Source organism: Saccharopolyspora phatthalungensis, assembly GCF_014203395.1.
Taxonomy (GTDB): domain Bacteria; phylum Actinomycetota; class Actinomycetes; order Mycobacteriales; family Pseudonocardiaceae; genus Saccharopolyspora; species Saccharopolyspora phatthalungensis.
The window spans coordinates 181,220-205,329 of the sequence record NZ_JACHIW010000002.1 but is presented as its reverse complement, the minus strand read 5'-3'; the positions used below and the strand labels follow the sequence as shown (position 1 = coordinate 205,329).

Sequence of the window (24,110 nt, the reverse complement as noted above, 5' to 3'; positions counted from 1 at the left end):
GACGTCAGAGCATCCGCACCGCGTACGGCGCGATGCCGCCGTAGCGGACCGCCGCGACGCGGACCCTCGAACCCGAGTACGGGGCTTCGATCATCTTGCCGTTGCCGAGGTAGAGCGCCACGTGGTGGACGCGGCCGCTGTCCTGCCAGAACAGCATGTCGCCACGCCGCATTTGCGACAGGGGCACCTGGCGGCCGGACTGGTACTGATAACCGCTGTAGTGGTCGAGTTCGATCCCGGCGCCGGCGAAGGCGTAGATCATCAGGCCCGAGCAGTCGAATCCGACCTTGGCGAAGTCGCCGTTGGCATCGGCCACTCCCCCATCCCGGATGCCCCGCGAGGGGCCACTCGAGGTGCCGCCGCCCCAGGCGTACTGCACGCCGAGCTGGGACAGCGCCCGCCCGATCACCATCTCCACCGCCCGGCCGCCCGGCAGCGCGTCCGCGACTTCGCCGCTCGCCGGGGGCTTCGCGGCGGTCTCCTCCTCCCGTCGCCTCGCCTCCTGCCAGCTCTCGTACCGATCGCGCTGCGCTTCCAAGCCCGCCACGTGCGAACGCGCCTCGGCGAGCTGCGCCTCGACACCGGCCTTGTCGGCTTCCAGCCGACGCGCCTGCTCCGCCTGCGTCGACTGCGCCGTGATGGCGTCCTGCTCCGCGGCCTCCGCAACGCGGCGCGCCTGGTCTGCCTCGATGCGCTTCGCTTCGGCCTCCCGCAGCGCCGCTTGGGTCAGCGAGTCCTTGTTGACCTTCTCGACCCGCGCCCGTTGGAGGTCATCCAGGACGTTGAGCTGGGATTCGCTGATCGCGTTCAGGAACACCGCCCGGTTCAGCACGTCCTGCGGATCCTTCGAGCCGACGAAGGCGGTGATCGAACCGAGCCGGCTGCCCTGCCGGTAGCTGCTCGCCGCGAACTTGTCGAGCCGTGTGCGCTGCTGTTCGATCTCCCGCGCGGCGGCGTCGGCCTCGGCACCGGCTACCTCGGCGGCCCGGCGGGCATCGGCGTAGGCGCGCTCCGCGTGCCCAAGGTCGACCCGCGCCTTGTTCGCGTCCTCCATCTTGACCTCGACCTGGGACTGCAGGCCGACCAGCTGCGACTCGGCCTCGGCCAGCCGGTTGGCCAGCTCCCCGACCCGGCCGGCCGCGTTCTGCGCGGACGCGCGCCCGGCGTCCATTTCGGCGTCGCTGGGATTGGGCGGCGGAGGTGGCACCGCCATACCGGTGCCGGACGCTGCCAGGCCGACCGCCGCGAGCAGCGTGATCGTGGCAATGCCGCGCGCGTGGAGCGCGCTACGAAATCTCGACACGACCGCCACCTCCAGCAGATGCGCCCGATCAGAGGTCAATCGATGGGCTGAATGGAGTCACACGACGGCCTCAAACTCTGCCACTCCTGCCCCGATTGCACCACCCGACTCGATCCGAAACACGCCTAACATCAGTCACTCGTGTGACAGGATGGAAGTTCGGCCAGAGGCGGCCGGATCAGCTCCAGGTGCTGGGGTCGCCCCAGGTGCGCAGCGGTCGCGGTGATTCGATCACCGGGGCGGCGACCAGGTCCGGCAGCACCTCAGCCAGCGGCTCGCGCAGCACGGCGGCCGCCGCTTCGTCATAAGGCGTCGGCTCGGCGTTGCAGATGATCAGCCGCGCGCCCGCCTTGACGCCCAGCTCCGCGAGGCCCGCGGCCGGGTGCACCGTCAGCGAGGTGCCGGCCGCGACGAACAGATCGCAGTTCAGCGCCGCGCGCTGGGCACCGCGGAGCACGTCGGCGTCCAGGGACTGTCCGAAAGAGACGGTGGCCGACTTCAGGATGCCGCCGCAGGACCGGCAGGGCGGGTCCGGCTCACCGGCGGCGACCCGCTCCAGCGCGGCGCTCATCGGGCCGGTCGCGCCGCAGTCCAGACACACCGTGTGGAAGATCGTCCCGTGCAGCTCCAGCACCCGGTCCCGGTCCAGGCCCGCGCGCTGGTGCAACTCGTCGATGTTCTGGGTCAACAGCGCGCCCAGCCGGCCGGAGCGGTCGAGGTCGACGAAAGCGCGGTGAGCGGCGTTGGGTTCGGCGCGCCAGGCCGGGTGCTCGGCGCGGCTGCGCCAGGCCTGCTCGCGGACCCGCGGATCGGAGACGTAGCTGTCGATGTCGCTGAGCCGCTGGGCGGCCGGGTTCTTGGTCCACACCCCGTTCGGGCCCCGGAAGTCCGGGATGCCGGAGGCCGTCGACACTCCCGCACCGGTGAGGGCGGTGATCCGGCGCGCACCGCCGAACAGTTCGCGGGCCCGTCGCCAGTCCTCGCCGTCCACGCCTCGCCGCATCACGGCTCCACCGTGCCACGAAACGCCCGGCGGGAGTGTTGTCGAGCACCGTTCCGCTGCTCACACCGCCTGGACCTGGACATGTGAAGGCTGCTTTGCATCGCGGTAACGCTCCGCGAGCCCGCGTGAAACACCCGGTTCCTACCTTCGGACTAACCGACGAGAGGAGCCGAGTTGACCACGAGAGCCTTGGCCGGCAGAGGCCGCTGGATCGAGGGCTGGGACCCCGAGAACGAGGAGTTCTGGGAGTCCAGCGGCAAGCACGTGGCGCGGCGCAACCTGATCTTCTCGATCCTGTCTGAGCACATCGGCTTCTCCATCTGGAGCATCTGGTCGGTGCTGGTGCTGTTCATGTCCCCGAGCATCGGCCTGCCGTTTACCCCGTCCGAGAAGTTCCTGCTGGTCATCACCCCGAACCTGGTCGGCGCCGTGCTGCGGCTGCCCTATGCCGCCGCGGTGACCCGCTTCGGCGGCCGCAACTGGACGATCTTCAGCTCGGTGATCCTGCTGGTGCCGACCGGCCTGGCCTTCTTCTTCGTCCAGCAACCGGGCACGCCGCTGTGGGTGTTCATGCTGATCGGCGCCGCGACCGGCGTCGGCGGCGGCAACTTCGCCTCGTCGATGACGAACATCACGACCTTCTTCCCGCAGCGCCACCAGGGGTGGGCGCTGGGGCTCAACGCCGGCGGCGGCAACATCGGCGTGGCGACGATCCAGGTCGTCGGCCTGCTGGTGATCGCCCTGGCCGGTAACACCCACCCGTCTTACGTGGCGGCGATCTACCTGCCGCTGATCGTGGTGGCGACCCTGTGCGCGGCGCTGTTCATGGACAACGTGGACGCGGTGCGGGCCCGGCCCGGCGTGCTGCGCGAGGCCGCCGCGAACAAGCACACCTGGTGGATCTCCTTCCTCTACATCGGAACGTTCGGCTCGTTCATCGGCTATAGCTTCGCTTTCGGCCTGGTACTGCAGACCGAGTTCCACTTCACCCCGCTGCAGGCCGCCAGTTGGACCTTCCTCGGCCCGCTGATGGGCTCGATCTCCCGGCCGTTCGGCGGTTGGCTGTCCGACCGTCTGGGCGGCGCCCGAGTCAGCCTCTGGACCTTCGTCGGCATGACGGCGGGCACCGGGGCGCTGCTGTTCGCGGCATCGCGGGGTTCCTTCGGGCTCTACGTCGCGGCGTTCATGGTGCTGTTCGTGCTGACCGGCATCTGCAACGGCTCGGTCTACAAGATGATCCCGGCGATCTTCGCCAAGGAGGCCGAGGACGATGTGACCGACGGCGGCGAGGCGGTCGCGGCGTTCGCCCGGGCCCGCCGGATGTCCGGCGCGGTGATCGGCATCGCCGGTGCGATCGGCGCCCTCGGCGGCGTCGGCATCAACCTCGCCTTCCGTTCCTCCTACGGCAGCGCGGCCGCGAACGGCGACGCGGCCCTGACCTCCTTCCTCGTCTACTACGTGCTCTGCGTGCTCGTCACGTGGGCGGTCTACCTGCGCGGCGCGTTCAAGAATTCCGTCGCGCCGCGGCCGGACCCGGCCCAGGCGCCGTCGAAGGCGGAGGCCGGTCGTGCCTGACGTGCGGACGGTGGCCACGCACTGCCCCTACTGCGCCTTGCAGTGCGGCACCCAGCTGACGCGCGAGCGGCGTGGGGTGTCGGTGCGGCCAACGGATTTCCCGGTCAACCGGGGCGGGTTGTGCCAGAAGGGCTGGACCGCTCCGGCCCTGCTGGACATCCCGGACCGGCTGCGCAACCCGTTGGTGCGCCGCGATGGCGGGCTCACCCCGGTCGACTGGGACACCGCACTGGACACCATCGCCACCCGCATCGACCGGATCCGGCGCGACCACGGCCCGGATGCGGTCGGGGTGTTCGGCGGCGGTGGATTGACCAACGAAAAGGCTTACCTGCTCGGTAAGTTCGCCCGGTTGGCGCTGGGCACCAGCCAGATCGACTACAACGGCCGCTTCTGCATGTCCTCGGCGGCCGCCGCCGGCAACGCCGCCTTCGGGGTCGACCGGGGGCTGCCGTTCCCGGTCACCGACCTCGGTGGCGCCGATGTCGTGCTGCTGGCCGGGGCGAATCCGGCCGAGACGATGCCGCCGCTGATGCAGCACCTGCGTACGGCACAGCTGGTGGTCATCGACCCGCGGCGCACCGCGACCGCCGAGCGCGCCGCACTGCACCTACAGCCCTCGCCCGGCACAGACTTGGCGCTGGTGCTCGGGCTGTTGCACATCGCGGTGGTCGACGGCTGGGCCGACACCGACTACATCCGGACCCGCACCACGGGTTTCGACGCGGCCTGGCAGCGGGCGATGACCTGGTGGCCGGAGCGCGTCGAGCGCGTCACCGGGGTTCCGGTGACCGCCCAGCGGCAGGCGGTTCGGATGCTTGCCGAGGCCAGTAGTGCTTATGTGCTCACCGGTCGCGGTGCCGAGCAGCACAGCAAGGGCGTCGACACCGTGTCCGGATTCATCAACCTCGCCCTGGCGCTCGGCCTGCCGGGCCGCGCCGGACGCGGCTACGGATGCCTGACGGGGCAAGGCAACGGGCAGGGCGGGCGCGAGCACGGCCAGAAAGCCGACCAACTGCCCGGTTACCGGATGATCACCGATCCGGCCGCGCGGGCGCACGTGGCCGAGACCTGGGGCGTGCTGCCCGACGTGCTGCCGGGTCCGGGCCGCAGCGCCTACGAACTGCTCGACGCGCTGGGTACCACCGAGGGCCCCCGGGCCCTGCTGGTCTTCGGTTCCAATCCGGTGGTTTCGGCGCCCAACGCCGGCCACATCGTGGACCGGTTGTCCTCTTTGGACCTTCTGGTGGTCGCCGACTTCGTGCCGTCGGAGACCGCGCAGCTGGCCGACGTGGTGCTGCCGGTGACGCAGTGGGCCGAGGAAGAGGGCACCATGACCAACCTCGAAGGCCGCATCCTGCGGCGCCGCCGGTTGCAGGTACCGCCCGGCCACGCCCGCAGCGACCTGGAGGTCCTGCACGGGCTGGCGGTCCGGCTCGGGGAGCCCGGCCACCGCTACCCCACCTCGCCGCGGGAGGTTTTCGAGGAGCTGTGCCGCGCCTCCGCCGGCGGCAAGGCCGATTACGCCGGTATCACCTACGAACGCCTCGACGCCGGTGAGGCACTGCACTGGCCTTGCCCGGACGCGGAGCACCCCGGCACACCGCGGTTGTTCCTGGACGGTTTCGCCCATCCCGACGGTTTCGCCCGATTTGTTCCCGTGGAGCACCGTGATTCCGCCGAGAGTCCACATGGGACGTTCCCGCTGACGGCTACCACCGGGCGCGTGCTCGCCCAGTACCAATCCGGGGCGCAGACCCGGCGGGTGGCCGAACTCAACGAGGCATCTCCCGAAGCGTTCGTCGAGATTCACCCGGACACCGCCTACCGTGCCGGGCTCGCCGACGGAATCATGGCCAAGGTTACGTCGCCGCGCGGCAGCGCGCTGGCACGGGTGCGGGTGGTCGCAACGATGCGCACCGACACCGTGTTCCTCCCGTTTCACTTTCCCGGCGGCGCGCGGGCCAACCTGCTTACCAGCGACGCGCTGGACCCGCGCAGCCGGATGCCGGAGTTCAAGGTCAGCGTCGTCCGCGTCGAACCAGTCCAGGAGGCGGTGGTGCTATGAGCCGAATTGTCATAGTCGGCAACGGTCCCGCCGCGCACCGACTCGTCGAGCGGCTTCGTGCCCAAGATCACACCGGCCCGATCACGGTGCTCGGCCGGGAGGAACATCCCGCATACAACCGGGTTCTGCTCGGCGCTGTGCTGGACCGGACGCTGACTCCCGCCACGGTCACCTTGCCCACTGTGGACGCCGAGGTGCGGCTGCGGGTCACTGCCACCGGCATCGACCGCGCCCGGCGCGTGGTGCGCACCGACACCGGCGACGAGCACCCGTACGACGTGCTCGTCCTGGCCACCGGCTCGCGGCCGCGGATGCCCGAAGTCACCGGACTGCACGGCGAACACCTCCAGGCGTTGCGCACGCTCGCCGACTGCGCGCGGATCGACTCCGTCGTGGGCCCGGTTGCCGTGCTGGGCGGTGGAATCCTCGGTGTCGAGGCGGCGCGGGCGCTGCTCACCCGCGGACACGAAGTGACGCTGGTGCACCCGAACCCGCACCTGATGGACCGGCAGCTCGACGACGCCGGCGGGCGATTGCTCGCCGAGCGGCTCGGCAAGCTCGGCGTCGAACTCCGCTTGGGGCGCAAAACGGTCGCCTACCGGCCGGGCCGGCTCTTCCTGGACAACAGCGACGTGGTCCCGGCGAACCTGGTCGTGGCATGTACCGGGGTTACCCCCGAGACCGGTCTGGCGGCGCGGGCCGGGTTGCCGGTGCAGCGCGGCATCGTCGTCGATGACCAACTTCGCACCAGCGATCCGCGCATCCACGCCATCGGCGATTGCGCCGAGCACGACGGCGACACGCCCGGCCTGATCGCCTCGGCCTGGGAGCAGGCCGACGCGCTGGCGGCGCTGCTCACCGGCGCCGACACGCGCTACTGCGGCACCCGAACCGTGACCCGGCTCAAGGCGCGCGGTATCGACCTCGTCTCGATCGGCTCGGTCGACGGCCTCAACAACGCCGAAGCCGAGGTCGTGACGCTCTCGGATCCCGCCCGTGGCCGCTACGCGAAGCTCGCGCTGCGCGAAGAGCGGATCACTGGTGCCGTGCTCGTCGGCTTCCCGGAGGCGATCGCGTCGGTCAGCCAGCTGCACGATCGCGACCTGCCAGTGCCCACCGACCGGCTCGCGCTGCTGCTGGGCACCCCGGCCGCGGTGCCCGGCACGCCGGTCGAACTGCCTGACGACGCGGTGATCTGCCGCTGCAACAACGTCACCAAGAAGTCCCTGACCACCGCATGGCAGGGCGGTGCCCGGTCGGTGCCCGAGCTGGCCAGGGCAACGCGGGCGACTACCGGCTGCGGAGGCTGCGTCGACGATGTCGGCCGCATCTGCGGCGCGCTGGCCAACCGCCTCGAACACCAGAAGGAGGGCGCGGCATGACCCGCACGCTCGTCGTCGTCGGCCACGGCATGGTCGGACACCGGCTCGTCGAAACGCTCCGGGAACGCGACGCCGCCAACACCTGGCGGATCACCGTTCTCGGCGAGGAGCCCCGCCCCGCCTACGACCGGGTCGCGCTCTCGTCGTACCTGGACGGCAAGAGCGCCGAGGACCTCAGCCTGACCAGCCACGAGCTGCTGGACGATCCGATGGTCGACCTGCGGTTGAACACCGCCGTGACCGGCATCGACCCGGCCGGCCACACGGTGTCCACATCGGACGGAGCGGAGCTGCGGTACGACGCGTTGGTGCTGGCCACCGGCTCGCGCCCGTTCGTGCCCCCGGTGCCCGGCCACGACCTCGACGGCTGCTTCGTCTACCGCACCATCGAGGACCTCGATGCGATCCGCGCCGCCTCGGTCGAGGGCAAGCCCGGTGTCGTCATCGGCGGCGGGCTGCTCGGTCTGGAGGCCGCCAACGCGCTGCGGCTGCTGGGCATGCGGGCGCACATCGTGGAGATGGCCCCGCGGCTGATGCCCTTGCAGGTCGACGAAGGCGGCGGCCAGGTGCTCAGCCGGCTGGTCGGCGACCTCGGCTTGGCGATCCACTGCGGCGCAGCCACGAAATCCGTTGACGGCGAAGATCGCGTCCGGAGCGTGACGCTGGCCGACGGCACCGTGATCGACACCGACATCGTGGTGTTCTCCGCCGGCGTCCGGCCCCGCGACGAACTCGCCGTACTCGCCGGGCTGGCGCGGGCCGAACGCGGCGGCATCCTGGTCGACGAGAGCTGCCGCACCAGCGACGAAAACATCTGGGCCATCGGCGAATGCGCCGCCGTGCAGGGCCGCTGCTACGGCCTGGTCGCGCCCGGCTACAGCATGGCCGAAGGCGTCGCCGAGCAACTGCTGGGCCTCGGCGAGGGGATCTTCCCCGGCGCGGACCTGTCCACCAAGCTCAAGCTGCTGGGTGTCGACGTCGCCAGCTTCGGCGACGCCCACGGCCAGACCGAAGGCGCTCTGGAGGTCGTCTACGCCAACAACGCCGCCGGAACCTACGCCAAGCTCGTCCTCAGCGACGACGCGCGGGTCCTGCTCGGGGGCGTGCTGGTCGGCGACGCTGGGGCCTACTCGGTGCTGCGCCCGCTGATCGGCCGCGAACTGCCCGCGCCGCCGGAGCAACTACTGCTGCCCGCCGGATCGGGCCTGGACACCGGCGCCCTGCCCGCCGACGCCACGGTGTGCTCCTGCAACAACGTGACCAAGCAGGACATCACCACTGCGATCGCCGAGCAGGGGCTCACCGATGTGCCCGGCGTCAAGCGCTGCACCAAGGCCGGCACCAGCTGTGGCTCGTGCGTCCCGATGTTGAAGAACCTGCTCGCCGAGTGCGGCGTAAGCACCTCCAAGGCGCTTTGCGAACACTTCCCGCAGTCCCGCTCGGAGCTGTTCGAGATCGTCCAGGCGACGGGGGTCGGCTCGTTCTCCGAGCTGATCGGCAAGCACGGCACCGGCCGCGGCTGCGACATCTGCAAGCCCGCGGTCGCCTCCATCCTGGCCAGCCTCGGCCACGGCCACATCCTGGACGGCGAGCAGGCCGGATTGCAGGACACCAACGACCGGTTCCTGGCCAACATGCAACGCAACGGCACCTATTCGGTGGTGCCGAGGGTTCCCGGCGGTGAGATCACCCCGGAGAAGCTGATCGTGCTCGGCGAGGTAGCCAAGGAGTTCGGGCTCTACACCAAGATCACCGGTGGGCAGCGCATCGACCTGTTCGGGGCGCGGGTGGAGCAGCTGCCGCTGATCTGGCGGCGGCTGGTCGACGCCGGGTTCGAATCCGGCCATGCCTACGGCAAGGCGCTGCGCACCGTGAAGTCCTGCGTCGGCAACGACTGGTGCCGCTACGGCGTGCAGGACTCGGTGAGCATGGCCATCCGGCTGGAGCTGCGGTACCGGGGCCTGCGGGCGCCGCACAAGATCAAGGCCGGAGTGTCCGGCTGTGCCCGCGAATGCGCCGAGGCGCGCGGCAAGGACTTCGGCGTGATCGCCACCGACAAGGGCTGGAACCTCTACGTCGGGGGCAATGGCGGCTTCACCCCGCGCCACGCCGAGCTGCTGGCCGCCGACCTCGACGACGAGCAGCTGATCAGGCTCATCGACCGGTTCCTGATGTTCTACGTGCGCACCGCCGACCGGCTGCAGCGCACCTCCGCGTGGCTGGAGGCGCTAGAGGGTGGGCTCGACCACCTGCGCGAGGTGATCGTCGAGGATTCCCTCGGCATCGCCGACGAGCTGGAGGCCGCGATGCGGCGCCACGTGGCGAACTACTGCGACGAATGGGCCGGGGTGCTGGCCGATCCCGGCAAGCTCGCCCGCTTCGTGTCCTTCGTCAACGCCCCCGACGCACCGGACCCGACGATCCGCTTCATCCAGGAGCGCGGCCAGATCCGGCCCGGCCCGGTTGCCCTGCCGATGCCCGTCATTTCGAACCAGGAGGTGCGCGCGTGAACTGGCAACAGATCTGCGAACTCGACCTGCTTGCGCCCGAATACGGGGTGCCCGCGCTGGTGCAGAACCATCCGGTGGCGCTGTTTCGCACCCGCGACGATGAGCTGTTCGCGGTCGGCAACGTGGACCCGTTCTGCGGCGCCGGGGTGATGAGCCGCGGCATCGTCGGCGATCGCGACGGAGAGCCCACGGTCGCCTCGCCGATGCTCAAGCAGGTGTTCTCGTTGCGCACCGGGCAGTGCCTGGACGATCCGGACGCGCGGCTACCGGTCTATCCGGTGCGCCGCCGCGCCGACGTGGTGGAGGTTGCCGTCCCTTGACCGACGAACTCGCTGGTTACACCGTCGCGGTCACCGCAGCGCGACGGGCCGACGAGCTTGGTTCCCTGCTTGAGCGCCGCGGCGCGCGGGTCGTGCACGGCCCCGCGCTGCGGATCCTCCCGCTGGCCGACGACACCGAGCTGCGCCGGGCGAGCCAGGACTGCGTCGAAGACCCACCGGATGCGGTCGTGGCGACCACCGGCATCGGCTTCCGCGGCTGGATCGAAGCGGCCGACGGCTGGGGCATGGGCACCGAGCTTCTCGACGCGCTGCGCCCCGCACAGCTGTTGGCTCGGGGGCCCAAGGCGCGCGGCGCGGTGCGCGCCGCGGGTCTGCCCGACCCGTGGTCGCCGGCCTCGGAATCCTCCGCGGAACTGCTGGAACACCTGCTCGACCAGTCGCTGGAGGGGGTTCGGGTCGCGGTGCAGCTGCACGGCCAGCCGCTGCCGGACTTCGTCGAGGCGCTGCACTGCGCGGGCGCGAAGGTCATCGAGATCCCGGTCTACCGCTGGACCGCGCCCGCCGACATCACCGCGCTGGAGAACCTGCTCGCCTCGGTTTGCGCGCGGGAGATCGACGCGGTGACGTTCACCAGTGCGCCCGCCGCGGCCAGTCTCCTGTCGCTGGCGGCCGAGCGGCGCTGCCGGGACGAGCTCCTCGACGTGCTGCGAGGGCCGGTGCTGGTGGCCTGCGTGGGGCCGGTGACGCACGCGCCGCTGGCCGACCACGGCGTGCCTGCGGTGATTCCGCAGCGGTTCCGCATCGGTGCCCTGGTGCGGTCGCTGTGCGATGCGTTGCCCAGCCGCGCGCCGACGCTGCCGGTGGGCGGGCGCGAACTGCAGGTGCGCGGACATGCCGCGGTCGTCGACGGCGTGGTGAAGCCGCTTTCGCCGCAAGGGAAAACCTTGCTCCGGGCGCTCGCGGAGCGGCCCGGTCGAGTGGTGTCGCGGCGCAGCCTGGCCGAGGCGCTCAACGGCGCCGGGAACCCGGCCGACGAGCATGCCGTGGAACAGGCCGTGGCGCGGCTGCGGGCCGCCCTCGGAGCTCCCGAACTCGTCCAGACCGTGATCAAGCGCGGATACCGACTTCCGCTGGAACCGATGAGGGACGCCCCGCGATGCGCCGATCCGCACCCCTGACTCCCCCGTTGCTGCTGGTGGCCCACGGCACTCGGAATCCCGCCGGACCGCGCGTGGTCGAACGCATCGCCGACGCGGCGGCCACCCGGCTACGGGTGCCGGTGCACATCGCATACGTCGACGTCATCGGCCCGACCGTCGACGAGGCGCTGCGCGAGGTCGTAGGGCCCGTGGTGGCCCTGCCCGCTTTCCTGGCAGCCGGCTACCACGTGCGCACCGACCTGCCGGAGCAGCTGGCGGCCAGCGGACGCGAAGACGTGACGGTCTGCGCCCCGCTGGGCCCGGCACCGGAGATCACCGAGGCGCTGCTGGGACGGCTGGTCGCGGTCGGCTGGCAGCCCAGGGACCGGATCGTGTTCGCGGCGGCCGGTTCGTCGGACGAGCGAGCGCTGGCCGACGTGAGCACTGCGGCGCGGATGCTCGGCCGCCGCGTCGGCCAGTGGCTCCAGCCGAGCTACGTCACCACCGCCGCGCCCGCGACCGCCGACGTCTGCGGCCCGGCCGACTTCATCGTGCCGTACCTGCTGGCCCCTGGGTTGTTCCACCGACGGCTTGCGGACCTACCGGTGTCCGGTGTCGCCGAGCCGATCGGTGCGCACCCGAGCGTGATCGACCTGATCATCCGCCGCTATCGGCTCGCGGTGCGCGGGGACGTTTCCGCCGCCTGAGGCCGGGTATCCCCCAATGGTTCACCGGGAGACGGTCGCCTGCGTGCGGCCGGCGGACAAGTGAGGGAGCGGTCGAGATGGCTACCGCGGCGAGCTCGGCGCAAAAGAGGTCACCCCGGACGCAACAAGGCCGGCCGACGAGCCCGGCGGACACGAGCCGGACCAAACAGCGCAGTGGTGGCGTGGTGATTCCGCTGCCTCGGTTCAGCGCGCAGATGCACACCTACCAGGTGCCGTTGCCCAAGCGCGAGGACATCACCTCCGCGGCTGGAGTGGTACGTGATCGGCTTCCGTCTCCTGATCAGGCGTTGTTCTACGGTGGACTGGCCGCGTTGACCGCCTTCAGCATGATCGAATGGCCGGTCGCGCTGGCCATCGGCGTCGGCAACGCCTTGGTGCAGCGCACCGTCGAGCAGGGGACGAAGAAGCGCTGATGCCGATCGGCGGGTGAACGCGCGGATTTCCATTTGAATTCGCCGGTGCCGTGGTCCAGGCGCTGAATTGCGATGTTCCCGACCGCTTCACCTGCCGGTCACCTGCCGCGCACCGGGCCCTAACCGGATCAGCGCACCGTCGTGGCGTACCGGCAAACCACCCCGCAGAAAGCACCGTGATGCAGTTCCTCACCACTGTTCTCACCGCCGTCGCGATGGCCCTGGTCGAGACCCTCGTTGTCCACCTGGTCAAGTCCGCGCTTCGCGCGGCCTGACCTCCCTACACCCCCGCCAACTCGGACGCCTGCGTCTTCGTCGGCGCTGCGCGCTGTGCGATGTAGGCGCCGGCGAGGATCAGGACCCCGCCGACCAACTGGATCGGGCCGAGCGCCTCGGCGAGCATCACCCACGCCAGCAGCGTGGCGACCACCGGTTCCAGGAACGCGACCGCCCCGGCCACCTGCGGCGTGAGGCGGCGCACCGCGACGATCCCGGTCAGGTACGCAAGCACGGTGCTCAGCACGACGATCCAGCCGACCGCTAGCAATGCTGGGAACTCCTTCCCTGCCAGCTCGACGTGGCCGAGCAGTAGCGCCCAGTCCAGCTCCCACGGCTTCGCGAGCGGCGTGACGATCGCGGCACCCAGCAGCAGCCCGAAACCGGCGAGGGCGAACGGGTTGACCTCGGGCCCGCTTTCCGGCAACAGAAAGTAGGTGGCCTGGCAACCCGCCGCGCCCAGCGCCAGCAGCAGGCCGACCGGGTCGAAGCTCAGCCCGGTCCACAGCTCCACGACGCACGCCAGGCCGACCATCGCGATCGCCACGCCGATGGCCGCCCAGCGGCTCACCGGCCTGCGCCGGACGAACCGGATCCAGCCCAGCACCATTACCGGGCCCAGGAACTCGATCAACAGCGCCACCCCGACCGGCACCGTGGCGATCGAGGCGAAGTAGCAGACCTGCACCCCGGCGATGGCGAACAGCCCGTACCCGGCGAACAACTTCGGCGCCCGGCGCACGGACGACGCATAGCGGAATACCAACGGGAACATCAGCGCCGCGCCTCCGGCCAGTCTCAGCCAAGCCGCCTGTAGCGGGGTGAACCCCGCGGTGATCAGCGGCTTGGCGAACGGTCCGGAACCGCCGAAGCAGAACGCGGAGGCGATCGCGAACGCCACGCCCGCGGACTTCGCGTCGTTGGTCAGGTTGCGCACCCGCCCATCGAAACACGCCGCCCGAGCCGCCTTGAAGCGACTTCCGGTACCACCGTCCTAATCCACGGGAAGCCGGAAAAACGGCCGTTTTGCACGCCGTGATACATGTGATCGAGAGTTTGCCGACCCTTAGTTGAGGGTCAATACAGGACAAGCGTACTGTTAACGGCGAAGAGAGCGGGTTCCCGCGCATGCTCGGCCGACGTGCGCGAGACTCGCAATCGTTCCCGAACTTGCGCCCGTCCGCGAGATGGAGTTGAACGTGACTGCACCTGCGAGCAAGGACAGCTTCGGCGCCCGCGGCACGCTGAACGTCGGCGACGCCTCTTATGAGGTGTTCCGGCTCAGCGCGGTCGACGGCGCGCAGCGGCTGCCCTACAGCCTCAAGATCCTCCTGGAAAACCTGCTGCGCACCGAGGACGGCGCGAACATCACCGCCGACCACGTGCGCGCCCTCGCCGGGTGGGACGCCAAGGCCGAACCGGCCACCGAGATCCAGTTCACCCCGGCGCGGGTGATCATGCAGGACTTCACCGGCGTGCCCTGCGTGGTCGACCTGGCCACCATGCGCGAGGCGGTGGCCGACCTCGGTGGCGACACCGCGAAGGTCAACCCGCTGGCCCCGGCCGAGCTGGTCATCGACCACTCGGTGATCATCGACGTGTTCGGCAAGCCGGACGCCTTCGAGCGCAACGTCGAATTCGAGTACGGCCGCAACAAGGAGCGCTACCAGTTCCTGCGCTGGGGCCAGGGGGCCTTCGACGAGTTCAAGGTCGTCCCGCCCGGCACCGGCATCGTGCACCAGGTCAACATCGAGCACCTGGCCCGCACCGTGATGTCCCGCAACGGCCAGGCCTACCCGGACAGCTGCGTGGGCACCGACTCACACACCACGATGGTCAACGGCCTGGGCGTACTGGGCTGGGGCGTCGGCGGCATCGAGGCCGAGGCCGCGATGCTCGGCCAGCCGGTGTCGATGCTCATCCCGCGCGTGGTCGGCTTCAAGCTCACCGGCGAGATCCCGGCCGGCGCCACCGCCACCGACGTGGTGCTGACGATCACCGAGATGCTGCGCAAGCACGGCGTGGTCGGCAAGTTCGTCGAGTTCTACGGCTCGGGCGTGGCGTCGGTGCCGCTGGCCAACCGCGCCACCATCGGCAACATGAGCCCGGAGTTCGGCTCCACCTGCGCGATCTTCCCGATCGACGAGGAGACCGTCCGCTACCTCAAGCTCACTGGTCGTTCCGCCGAGCAGGTCGCCCTGGTCGAGGCCTACGCGAAAGAGCAGGGCCTGTGGCACGACCCGAGCACTGAACCGGAGTACTCGGAGTACCTGGAACTCGACCTGTCCACCGTGGTCCCGTCGATCGCCGGGCCGAAGCGTCCGCAGGACCGCATCGTGCTGGCCGAGGCCAAGCGGTCGTTCCGCACCTCGCTGACCGACTACGCCAAGGTGGAGACCGCCGACGACGACGCGCTCGACGAAGCGGGCAAGGAGTCCTTCCCGGCCAGCGACGCCCCGTCGATCACCCACCACGAGGCCCCGCCGCGGGTCGTCTCGGCCGCCAACGGCTCGAACGGCCGGATCTCCAAGCCGGTCAAGGTCGCCTCGGAGGAGCTCGGCGAGTTCGAACTCGACCACGGCGCCGTGGTGATCGCCTCGATCACCTCCTGCACCAACACCTCCAACCCGTCGGTGATGCTGGGCGCGGCGCTGCTGGCCCGAAACGCCGTGGACCGGGGTCTGGACCGCAAGCCGTGGGTGAAGACCTCGATGGCCCCCGGCTCGCAGGTCGTCACCGACTACTACGAGAAGGCCGGGCTCTGGCCGTACCTGGAGAAGCTGGGCTTCCACCTGGTCGGCTACGGCTGCACCACCTGCATCGGCAACTCCGGCCCGCTGCCGGAGGAGATCTCCGCCGCGGTGCAGGACAATGACCTGTCGGTGGTCTCGGTGCTGTCCGGCAACCGGAACTTCGAGGGCCGGATCAACCCCGACGTCAAGATGAACTACCTGGCCTCACCGCCGCTGGTGATCGCCTACGCGCTGGCGGGCTCGATGGACTTCGACTTCGACAACGACCCGCTGGGCACCGACACCGAGGGCAAGCCGGTCTTCCTGCGCGACATCTGGCCGTCGCCGCAGGAGGTCCAGGACGTCATCGACTCGGCGATCACCAACGAGATGTTCACCAAGTCCTACGAGGACGTCTTCAAGGGCGACGAGCGGTGGCGGTCGCTGCCCACCCCGGAGGGCCAGACCTTCGAGTGGGACGCCGACTCCACCTACGTGCGCAAGCCCCCGTACTTCGAGGGCATGGCGATGGACCCGACGCCGGTCACCGACATCTCCGGTGCCCGCGTGCTGGCGCTGCTCGGCGACTCGGTCACCACCGACCACATCTCGCCGGCCGGTGCGATCAAGCCGGACTCGCCCGCGGGCAAGTACCTCACCGAGCACGGCATCGACCGCAAGGACTTCAACTCCTACGGTTCCCGCCGCGGTAACCACGAGGTGATGATCCGGGGCACCTTCGCCAACATCCGGCTGCGCAACCTGCTCCTGGAGGACGTGCAGGGCGGCTACACCCGCGACTTCACCCAGGAAGGCGCTCCGCAGGCGTTCATCTACGACGCCGCGCAGAACTACGCCGCCCAGGACATTCCGCTGGTGGTGCTCGGCGGCAAGGAATACGGCTCCGGTTCCTCCCGCGACTGGGCGGCCAAGGGCACCCGGCTGCTCGGGGTCCGCGCCGTCATCGCCGAATCCTTCGAGCGCATCCACCGCTCGAACCTGATCGGCATGGGCGTCATTCCCCTGCAGTTCCCGGAAGGCCAGTCGGCCAAATCGCTGGGCTTGGACGGCACCGAGACCTTCGACCTCTCGAGCATCACCAAACTCAACGAGGGCGAGACCCCGCAGACGGTGAAGGTGACCGCGACCAAGGCCGATGGCTCCACTGTGGAGTTCGACGCCAAGGTCCGCGTCGACACCCCCGGTGAGGCGGACTACTACCGCAACGGCGGGATCCTGCAGTACGTGCTGCGCAAGATGATCCGCTCGTAACTCACGCACGCGGCGTGGTGGGGTCCGGAACTCCACCACGCCGCCGCACTATCGCCTTTCAATGCGGGGCCGGTCCAATGCGAGCCAGCCACCGGAACGGCCCCAGATGCTCCTCCCGCGACCGCCCATCCACATCAGACCTCAGTGCTCAGTGGACAAGGACCCGCATGCTGTGATCCGGGTCGTCGAGCCACAGCCATTGCCGACCGTCGGACGGGCATGCGGTGATCCCGAAGCGATCCATGCCCGGCTGGTCATGGTCCTGCCACCAGGTCAGCGCGGCCTCGATCTCATCCCACAACCGGCGGGGGCCATGCTGTCGGACCTCGTAGGGTTCGCCGGAGTCCATGTGCGCGGCGAGCTGCGCCCACGACTTCGTTGCCCAGTCGTCGAGTTCGATCGAGTGGTGGCGGTCGCCGAATAGGTCCCACGCGATGGTGAGCCCGAGGTCCGGCACGCGGGTGGAGATGGCGAACCGCGCCCGGCTCGGATCGAGGACTGCATCGAGCGTCTCGGTCCCGGTGTGGCTGGTGGTCTCCCACGGCGCGGAGCGTTTGACCTCGACAGCGGGTTCGTAGTCGTAGAACGCGTGCAACTGTGATCGAGCGCGCATGAACGCAAGATCACCCGAGAACCGGCCCGTCACACAGCCTTCGTCGTCGGCGTCGGCTGTCAGCATGCAACCAGTGAAAAACTCCGTTCCCCACGGCGCGATGATCCGCCCGCCCGGTGAGAGCTGGTCGAGCCAAGCTACCGGGATTCGTTCCCGGATCGCGCACGTGGCGATGATCCGCTCATACGGCGCGTCCTCGGCGCACCCCTGGAGCCCGTCAGCGGTGACTACGCACGCCGTGGAGCCGAACTCGGCGAGATTTTTCAGCGCGGTTTCAGCCAGTTCCGGGTCCACCTCGACGGTGACGACGTGGCCGCCTCCCCCGACGCGCACGGCGAGGCGCGCGGCGTTCCACCCAGTTCCTGCCCCGATCTCCAGTATGCCGTCGCCGGGCTGAGGACCGAGGGCATCCAACATGTCGGTTACGAGCGACGGCATGGAGCAGGATGACGTGGGGACCAGGGTCTCGCCGGGCTCGATCGGCTTGCCCATGTTGACCTGGGTGATGATCGGGACGTTCGCGGCGACCTCGGCGGACCAGCGCTCCGGGTCAGTGACCCGATTGATCTCGATGAGGTCGCGCCCACCGTTCGGCTCGCTGTAAACCCAGATCCGGTCCGGGATGAAGGGTTCCCGGGGTACCTCGCTCGTCCACGGGTCTGTGGGCAGGTACCTGCGGGAGCTCATTCGCCACCCTTGTCATCACTGGAATGTGTTCCCTCCGAGGACTCCTCAACCGGCTTGGTTTTGGTGTGGTCGTAGTCGCCATGACCGTCACGCTCGACGTTGGTGTCGTGCTTACCCATCTTGCTCTGTCTCCCTTGCGGTTCCGAAATAACTATCGGTGTGCGCTGGTCAGGCATGTACCTCCACGCGAGTGGAATCCGCCGGGCCAACCCCATGCCACTAGCCACTGTGGAAGTTCACCCAGGAGCCAGCGTCAGAGCGGTCTGCTCCGGCAATCGCAGGTGGTCTAGATTCACCTTCCGCTCGCCGCAACGCTGCGCCTCAAACAGATCCACACATCTCCCCACCACCGCCAGAAGTTCCTCCCGCCACTGCCAATCCGCAGCACACGTCAGCTCGTACGTCGGCGCGTTTTCCAGCGCGGCCCGATAACCTGAAAAATAGTCAAGCTGACGGCGAACATCGGTGTCCTGCAGAAGCCGCCACACGTAGGCATTCAAAAAATGCCGCACCACCTCACAAAAACTGGCATTCGCCGGCCAGGGCCGCACCAACCACCGCCCTGGATCACCAGGATCCGGAATACCAGTCATGTTGATTGCTTCCCCGGCCATGACAGAGGATTCGGTGCCGTTGAAGACTCCCGACCGCATGATTGTGATCTCCTCACCTGTTGCTTTCTTAGGAGCAGTTTGACCTTGGCAGGCAAGAGGCAATCTCTGAAGCGACGCCGATTGCGATATCTACGCGGTCTTTCATCCCGACAAGGACAGGATGTCCCAGTCTGCGGTGCTGATATGCCAAAGCTGGGCCAGAACGTGCGATAAAGGCTCAGTCGAGGATGTCGAGCCGGTCGGCGAGTTCCTGGATCGGTGTTCGGCGTCGTTTGGCACGCTCGGCAAGCTCGTACACGGTCTGGCGCGTCAGCGTGTGGTAGCGCATCCACTCGGGTGCCAACCGCTCGGCCTTGAGAAGCTGCGCTGTTGCCTCATGATCCCGGTCCAGGCCGCTGTAGGCGATGGTCAGATCAAGCAGGTAGCGAGCCTTCCACGTCGGGGAGAGGGAATCGTTACCGGGAAGCGAGACCGAGCGGGCAAGAGTGAGGGCGTTTTCGAAGCGTTCGCTCTCGACCGCGGCGTTCACGCTGGCGATTCCGACATTGGTGGGGCCAAACGGTGTCGAACAGATCGTCTGGTCGCTGCCGATCCGTGCCGCTGCGGTGCGAGCGAGGCTCAGGTATTCCTCCGCACGATCCGGCTTCTTGTTGCGGACGGCCGCGCTTGCGGCCCGAAGCATGAGTACTCCCCAGACGCCCAGCTTTCTCGCGCCATCGTGGATAAAATCGGGCCGCAGTTGCTCGGCTTTGCGAACCGCTGCCTCCTCGGCATCCTTCAGGCGCCCCTGCTTGAACAAGACCCAAGACAACGACGACACATTCATCGCTTGAAGCAGATCGTCTCCGGCACGCTGTGCCGCCTCCTGCGCCCGGATCAGGCCGATATAGCCAATGTTGGTCTGCCCGAGAGCCGCCATCATGGTTGAGGCGACCTGGAATACCTCGCTGAGTACCCCGAAGGCCGCAGCCTGGTCATCGCCGGTCAGCTCACGCGTCGCACCATGCGCCTCGGCGATGAGACCGGGAAGAATCGCGCCGAGCTGAGCGAACGAGCCCTGCTTCCTGATTCTCTCGCAGTGCGCTAGAGCCGATCGCAGGTGCGCGACTGTCGGAGGCTCATCCGCTACGATCTCCGAGCTGCCCAGGCCGGGAAAATAAGCAAGAGAGGTCAGCGCGTCCCGGATGGCAAGGACTCCGGTTGCCTCCGTGTCCACGGTCGGCTCGACGGTGGACGACTGGCCGAGAAGCTGAGCCACCTCGACATCAAGGGCGGTTGCCATGCGGGTGAGGGAACTCATGCTGGCGGTGTGGCGGACCCCTTGTTCCAGCTTTCGTACCAGGTCAACGCTGACATCTGCCTTCTCGGCGAACTTCTCGCGGGTGAGCTGCCGTCGCATGCGGATGCGCTTGATCCGCTCGCCGAGGCTCATCGCGTCGCCGGACATGTGATCGCCTCCCGTCCACTGGGCAACGAGCGCGTCGCTGCGGGCCAGTATGTCAAGCCGGACTCCCCGGTGGGCCAGTCCTCGCCTGAAGATCCCATGTCAGGCTGGCAGCGTTGATCTACGACGGGGGGCGGTGCCGACTCCGCTCCTGGGGATCAGATCTGGCGGGGGCGGCGGCAGACGTAGATGCGGGCCGGCGGGACGTTGCGCCACACCGTGTGCGAGGTCAGCACCTCGTCGAAGCTCAGGTCCAGGCGGCGGCGGAACTGGCGGGCGCCGGCCATGCCCAGCGCGTGCACATAGGCGAACGTCGTGAACGCGCCGCCGGGCGCGAGGACCGCACCGACCTGGTCCAGGATGTCCTGCTGCAGCTTGGCCGGGAAGATCGACCACGGTAGGCCGCTGACGACAGCGTCCACCGCATCGATGCCCGCATCGCCCAGCAGCTCGCCGAGCCGGGCGGCGTCGCCCTGCACGACCTCCAGCCAGGGCAGTTCGACGCGCAGGTACTCGACCATGCCGGAGTCGAGCTCGATCGCCACCTGACGACCGCCGGCGGGCAGCCGCCCGGCGATCGCGCCGCTGAGCGCGCCGGTTCCGGGCCCCAGTTCCACGACCACCGGACGACCCGAGGTCGGCACCACGGCCGCCATCTCACGGGCCAGGTTCGGCGAGCTCGGCGCGACCGCACCGACCAGGTTCGGCTTGCGCACCGCGCGTTCGATGAACGTCCGGTAGTTGGCCAGCATCGGTCCGGCACCCGACCGGGGCAGCACCGGACCGCCCGGCTGTGAACCACGGGAATGTTCGACTGGAGTCACGGATGCCCTTCCCGATCGGCGTGCGGTCGTTCCGGCCCACCCTATCTGTCGCCGCGCACGCCGCGACGAACATGTGCGGCATCGCCTGGCGGGGGTCCCGCCACCGCCGGGCACGCTACGACAGCGCACTAGTTAACCGCGCAAACAACCGGGCTTGACAAATAGCGGAATCGACGTGATGCATTCAATCGAAAAGGAGCCCGGACTCGGGTAACGAAAACCGGCCAGGCAGCGATTGCATTCGCCGCCCGATAGCCGGTTCGAGATTCGCGGGCTTGTTCCCGGGCGGGACCAAGCCCGTCCGCGCGCGTCCTCAGACGAGGCGCTCGGCCGCCGGGCCGACCGGCTCGATCACCTGGTCCGGGGTGCCCGCCTGCAGCCGCAGCGCCCACCTGGTCATCGCACCAGCCACCGCCAGCAGCACCACCGACTCGGCCGCCAGGGCCACCCACACCGTTGTCACTTCTTGCCTCCCTTCTGCAAACCTCCCCGTCTTCCGCACGCGCGCAACGGCACCGCCGACAAAGGGCGAGACGAACGGAAGAAGGTTTGGGGAACCGAATGCTTACGCAATCAATGCTAGGGCCTTGTTTCGGGCAAATTAAAGGCACCTTGGGGGTGTCGTGCGTCGCACCCTCTTGGCCTATCCGCACAACTCGGCACCGGTGGCGCCCTCCACTTCGGCACGGGAAAAATCCTCCCCCGGCTCCAGTCGCGCCGGCCGGTCTGCGGTGCACGAGATCAACCCACCGTCCGCGGGAAAGATCAAGGAATCGTTAAGCAGCCCTGTCCAGGGACCTAATGCTCTGTGAATCGCGGATCCGGAACGCCAAGCTGTCGCATGGCGGTTTGACCGCGCCAAGCGGCGCCACCTCCAGGAGAGGGGGAGGTGGCGCCGCTGCTTATCTGCGCTGGCTTTTCCGGGCCACGCCGCCGGGGCCGGTCCAGGCTTTGCCGCTGGGCAGCAACTCCGGGGAGTCCGGATGCCACTCGGTCAGGTCCACCAGGCCCGGTTCGATCATGTCCAGGTCGCCGAACATCGCCGCGATCTGCGCCTTCGGGCGCGGGTAGAAGCCGCCGATGCGTTGGCTGTATAGCTCTGCGGCTTGCCGGGTGGATTCCGGGACGTCGTCGCTGCACGCGTGCGAGATGGCCAGGTAACTGCCGACCGGCATCCGGTCAACGTAGTGCGACACAATGCCGACCGGATCATCGGACTTCGGTACGAAATGCAGGACCGCGAGGAACAGCGCCGCGATCGGTTCGCCGAAATCCAGCATCGACGTCACCTCGAAGTGGTCGAGCACGTAGTCGGCGTCCCGGAAGTCGGCGCGGATCGCGATCGCGCGGTCGTTGCCGCGCAGGATGGCTTGGCTGTGCGCGACCGCGACGAGATCGCAGTCGACGTAGACGACCCGGCAGTCCGGGTCCGCCTGCTGTGCGATCTCGTGCACGTTGCCGACCGTCGGGATGCCCGAACCGAGGTCCAGGAACTGGCGGACGCCGCGACCGGCGAGGTGGCGGACGACCCGGCGCAGGAACGACCGGTTCGCCCGGAGCACCGCCGGCAGTGAAGGCATCAACTCGGTCGCCTGCTCGGCCAGGTCCCGGTCGACCTGGAAGTTGTGCGATCCCCCCAGGTGCACGTCGTAAACGCGCGCCGAACTGGGTTTCGTCACGTCGACGCCCTGTGTCCACCACGACCGTGTGTCCACGATGCACCTCCGATGGCGGTGATTCACCTCACCACACCGGATGAAAAGGCAGTCCGCAACCCCACGATCGGCTACTGAATGTCGCCCCTCACCGGTCGTCGACCAGCGACAACGCCCCGGACGGGCACACGTGCACTGCCTCCCGGGCCGCCGCAATCGCGCTGTCGTCCACCTCGGTCACCAGCACCACCACCCGGCCGTCCTCGTCGTTCTGATCGAACAGCGTCGGCGCGGTCAGCACGCACTGCCCCGCACCGACGCACCGGTCCAGGTCCGCCTCGATCCGCATCGATCTCTCCTCTCACCAGGTCACGGGCATTTCGTAGATTCCGTAGACGTTCGCATCGGATTTGAACGGCAGGTCGTCGATCGCCGCGTCCAATCGCAGCCCGGGCAGCCGCCGGAACAACGTGTCGAAGACGATCTGCAGCTCCAGCCGCGCGAGATTCTGCCCCAGGCACTGGTGCGGGCCGAAGCCGAACGCGACGTGGCGGCGGGCGCTGCGGTTGATATCGATTTCTTCGGGCTGGTCGAAGGCGTCTGGGTCCCGGTTTGCCGACGTGCCTAACGCGACGACGCCCTCCCCCGCCCGGATCAGCACGCCCCCGATCTCGACGTCCTCCAGCGCGACGCGGGAGGTCGCGGCCTCGACGATGGTGAAGTAGCGCAACAATTCCTCGACGGCCGACGGGGTCTTGGTCGGGTCGGCGACGATCTCCGCCAGCAGCTGCGGGTTCACCAGCAAAGCCAGGGTGCCCAGCGAGATCATGTTCGCGGTCGTTTCGTGCCCGGCGATCAGAAGCAGGAAGGCCAGCGCCACCAGCGCGTGGTGGTCGACCTCGCCGATCTCGCGCTGCTTTCGGATCTGCCTGCCGAGCAAGTCGTCGGTGATCTCCCGCTCCTTGCCCGTCACGAGCCGGTCCAGATACGACTGGAGTTCCTCGACCGCGTGGGCCCGTTGCTCAACCGGCGTCGACTTCCGCAGCATCAGGCTGCTCCGTTCCTGGAAGAAGTCGTGGTCGGCGTAGGGCACGCCGAGCAGCTCGCAGATCACCAACGACGGCACCGGCAGCGACAGCGCCCGCACGAGGTCGACCGGCCCCGTTTCGGCGAGCATATCGTCGATGCAACCGTCGACGATCTGCTGGATGCGCGGGCGCATCTTCTCGATCCGCCGCACGGTGAACTCCGCGAGCACGGCCCGCCGGGCCTCGGTGTGCTCCGGCGGGTCCATGCCGACCAGCAGCGGGGCCACGCTGGGGATGGGCCGCTGGTTGGCTGAGAGCCGGGGAAAGCCGGGGCGGCGCCGATCGGAGCTCATCCGCGGATCGCCGAGTACCTGACGGACCAGGTCGTGCCGGGTCACCAGCCAAGCGGTGCCACCGCCCGCCATCGGGACCTTCGTGATCGGCGCTTCCGCCCGCAGTCGGGCGTATTCCGGTTCGTGCGCGAACGGGCAGGTGCGGACCTTCGGGTAGGCCGCTGGGTCGACGGCTGGATCGAGCATCGTGACTCCCTGAACACCGAGCGA

General features: G+C 68.9%; 21 protein-coding genes. 9 read left to right on the top strand and 12 right to left on the bottom strand.

Features of this window, described 5'->3' with window-relative positions:
- Window positions 1–4: 4 nt before the first annotated feature.
- Together BJ970_RS27830 and BJ970_RS27825 are read right to left on the bottom strand one after the other, a co-directional pair.
- Entirely contained in the window at window positions 5–1,303 is a 1,299-nt protein-coding gene (locus tag BJ970_RS27830; RefSeq protein WP_312864498.1) for an NlpC/P60 family protein, read from the bottom strand.
- A gap of 178 nt (window positions 1,304–1,481) precedes the next feature.
- Window positions 1,482–2,306: an SIR2 family NAD-dependent protein deacylase gene (locus tag BJ970_RS27825; protein WP_184729769.1), complete on the bottom strand. Its 825-nt coding sequence runs from the start codon at window positions 2,304–2,306 to the stop codon at window positions 1,482–1,484.
- Between the two features lie 174 nt (window positions 2,307–2,480).
- Here BJ970_RS27825 and BJ970_RS27820 point away from each other — a divergent pair, with 174 nt between their 5' ends.
- The 8 genes from BJ970_RS27820 to BJ970_RS38265 all read left to right on the top strand — a co-directional run bounded on the left by BJ970_RS27820 (window position 2,481) and on the right by BJ970_RS38265 (window position 12,402).
- Entirely contained in the window at window positions 2,481–3,881 is a 1,401-nt protein-coding gene (locus BJ970_RS27820) for a nitrate/nitrite transporter (protein WP_184729768.1), read from the top strand.
- The gene (locus BJ970_RS27815; protein WP_376775139.1) at window positions 3,874–5,949 is read left to right on the top strand and encodes a molybdopterin oxidoreductase family protein; all 2,076 of its coding nucleotides are present in this window, start codon (window positions 3,874–3,876) and stop codon (window positions 5,947–5,949) included. The genes BJ970_RS27820 and BJ970_RS27815 overlap by 8 nt, the downstream gene beginning before the upstream one ends.
- On the top strand, window positions 5,946–7,331 hold the full coding sequence (locus BJ970_RS27810; protein ID WP_184729766.1) for an FAD-dependent oxidoreductase: 1,386 nt from the start codon (window positions 5,946–5,948) through the stop codon (window positions 7,329–7,331). Before BJ970_RS27815 ends, BJ970_RS27810 begins: the two co-directional genes overlap by 4 nt.
- Entirely contained in the window at window positions 7,328–9,841 is a 2,514-nt protein-coding gene (gene nirB, locus BJ970_RS27805; protein ID WP_184729764.1) for a nitrite reductase large subunit NirB, read from the top strand. The genes BJ970_RS27810 and nirB overlap by 4 nt, the downstream gene beginning before the upstream one ends.
- Complete coding sequence (gene nirD / locus BJ970_RS27800; RefSeq protein ID WP_184729762.1) at window positions 9,838–10,161, top strand: nitrite reductase small subunit NirD; 324 nt, start codon at window positions 9,838–9,840, stop codon at window positions 10,159–10,161. Before nirB ends, nirD begins: the two co-directional genes overlap by 4 nt.
- Window positions 10,158–11,300 (top strand): uroporphyrinogen-III synthase, encoded by a 1,143-nt coding sequence (locus tag BJ970_RS27795; RefSeq protein WP_184729760.1) that lies wholly within the window; start codon window positions 10,158–10,160, stop codon window positions 11,298–11,300. The genes nirD and BJ970_RS27795 overlap by 4 nt, the downstream gene beginning before the upstream one ends.
- Entirely contained in the window at window positions 11,279–11,968 is a 690-nt protein-coding gene (locus BJ970_RS27790) for a sirohydrochlorin chelatase (protein ID WP_184729758.1), read from the top strand. The genes BJ970_RS27795 and BJ970_RS27790 overlap by 22 nt, the downstream gene beginning before the upstream one ends.
- Window positions 11,969–12,045: 77 nt before the next feature.
- The gene (locus BJ970_RS38265; RefSeq protein ID WP_246471868.1) at window positions 12,046–12,402 is read left to right on the top strand and encodes a hypothetical protein; all 357 of its coding nucleotides are present in this window, start codon (window positions 12,046–12,048) and stop codon (window positions 12,400–12,402) included.
- 280 nt (window positions 12,403–12,682) lie between these two features.
- On the opposite strand, the gene BJ970_RS27780 is transcribed toward BJ970_RS38265, so the two are convergent.
- Entirely contained in the window at window positions 12,683–13,615 is a 933-nt protein-coding gene (locus BJ970_RS27780) for an EamA family transporter (RefSeq protein ID WP_184729756.1), read from the bottom strand.
- A 262-nt stretch (window positions 13,616–13,877) separates the two neighbouring features.
- Between BJ970_RS27780 and acnA the strand changes: the two genes are divergently transcribed.
- Complete coding sequence (gene acnA, locus BJ970_RS27775) at window positions 13,878–16,682, top strand: aconitate hydratase AcnA (protein WP_312864497.1); 2,805 nt, start codon at window positions 13,878–13,880, stop codon at window positions 16,680–16,682.
- A gap of 148 nt (window positions 16,683–16,830) precedes the next feature.
- On the opposite strand, the gene BJ970_RS27770 is transcribed toward acnA, so the two are convergent.
- The 9 genes from BJ970_RS27770 to BJ970_RS27735 form a co-directional block, all read right to left on the bottom strand.
- Window positions 16,831–17,982, bottom strand: a complete 1,152-nt coding sequence (locus tag BJ970_RS27770) for a methyltransferase domain-containing protein (protein WP_184729752.1) — start codon at window positions 17,980–17,982, stop codon at window positions 16,831–16,833.
- On the bottom strand, window positions 17,979–18,101 hold the full coding sequence (locus BJ970_RS39080) for a hypothetical protein (RefSeq protein WP_281399637.1): 123 nt from the start codon (window positions 18,099–18,101) through the stop codon (window positions 17,979–17,981). The genes BJ970_RS27770 and BJ970_RS39080 overlap by 4 nt, the downstream gene beginning before the upstream one ends.
- 117 nt (window positions 18,102–18,218) lie before the next feature.
- Window positions 18,219–18,635, bottom strand: coding sequence for a hypothetical protein (locus BJ970_RS27765; RefSeq protein WP_184729750.1), 417 nt, complete (start codon window positions 18,633–18,635; stop codon window positions 18,219–18,221).
- 178 nt (window positions 18,636–18,813) lie between these two features.
- Window positions 18,814–20,043 (bottom strand): helix-turn-helix domain-containing protein, encoded by a 1,230-nt coding sequence (locus tag BJ970_RS27760; RefSeq protein WP_184729748.1) that lies wholly within the window; start codon window positions 20,041–20,043, stop codon window positions 18,814–18,816.
- Window positions 20,044–20,198: 155 nt separating this feature from the next.
- Complete coding sequence (locus BJ970_RS27755; RefSeq protein WP_184732312.1) at window positions 20,199–20,792, bottom strand: class I SAM-dependent methyltransferase; 594 nt, start codon at window positions 20,790–20,792, stop codon at window positions 20,199–20,201.
- A 385-nt stretch (window positions 20,793–21,177) separates the two neighbouring features.
- Complete coding sequence (locus BJ970_RS27750) at window positions 21,178–21,327, bottom strand: hypothetical protein (protein WP_184732636.1); 150 nt, start codon at window positions 21,325–21,327, stop codon at window positions 21,178–21,180.
- 439 nt (window positions 21,328–21,766) lie between these two features.
- Complete coding sequence (locus tag BJ970_RS27745) at window positions 21,767–22,579, bottom strand: SAM-dependent methyltransferase (RefSeq protein ID WP_184729746.1); 813 nt, start codon at window positions 22,577–22,579, stop codon at window positions 21,767–21,769.
- Between the two features lie 88 nt (window positions 22,580–22,667).
- Window positions 22,668–22,868 (bottom strand): ferredoxin, encoded by a 201-nt coding sequence (locus BJ970_RS27740; protein WP_184729744.1) that lies wholly within the window; start codon window positions 22,866–22,868, stop codon window positions 22,668–22,670.
- 12 nt (window positions 22,869–22,880) lie between these two features.
- Window positions 22,881–24,086: a cytochrome P450 gene (locus BJ970_RS27735; protein ID WP_184729742.1), complete on the bottom strand. Its 1,206-nt coding sequence runs from the start codon at window positions 24,084–24,086 to the stop codon at window positions 22,881–22,883.
- Window positions 24,087–24,110 lie beyond the last annotated feature (24 nt).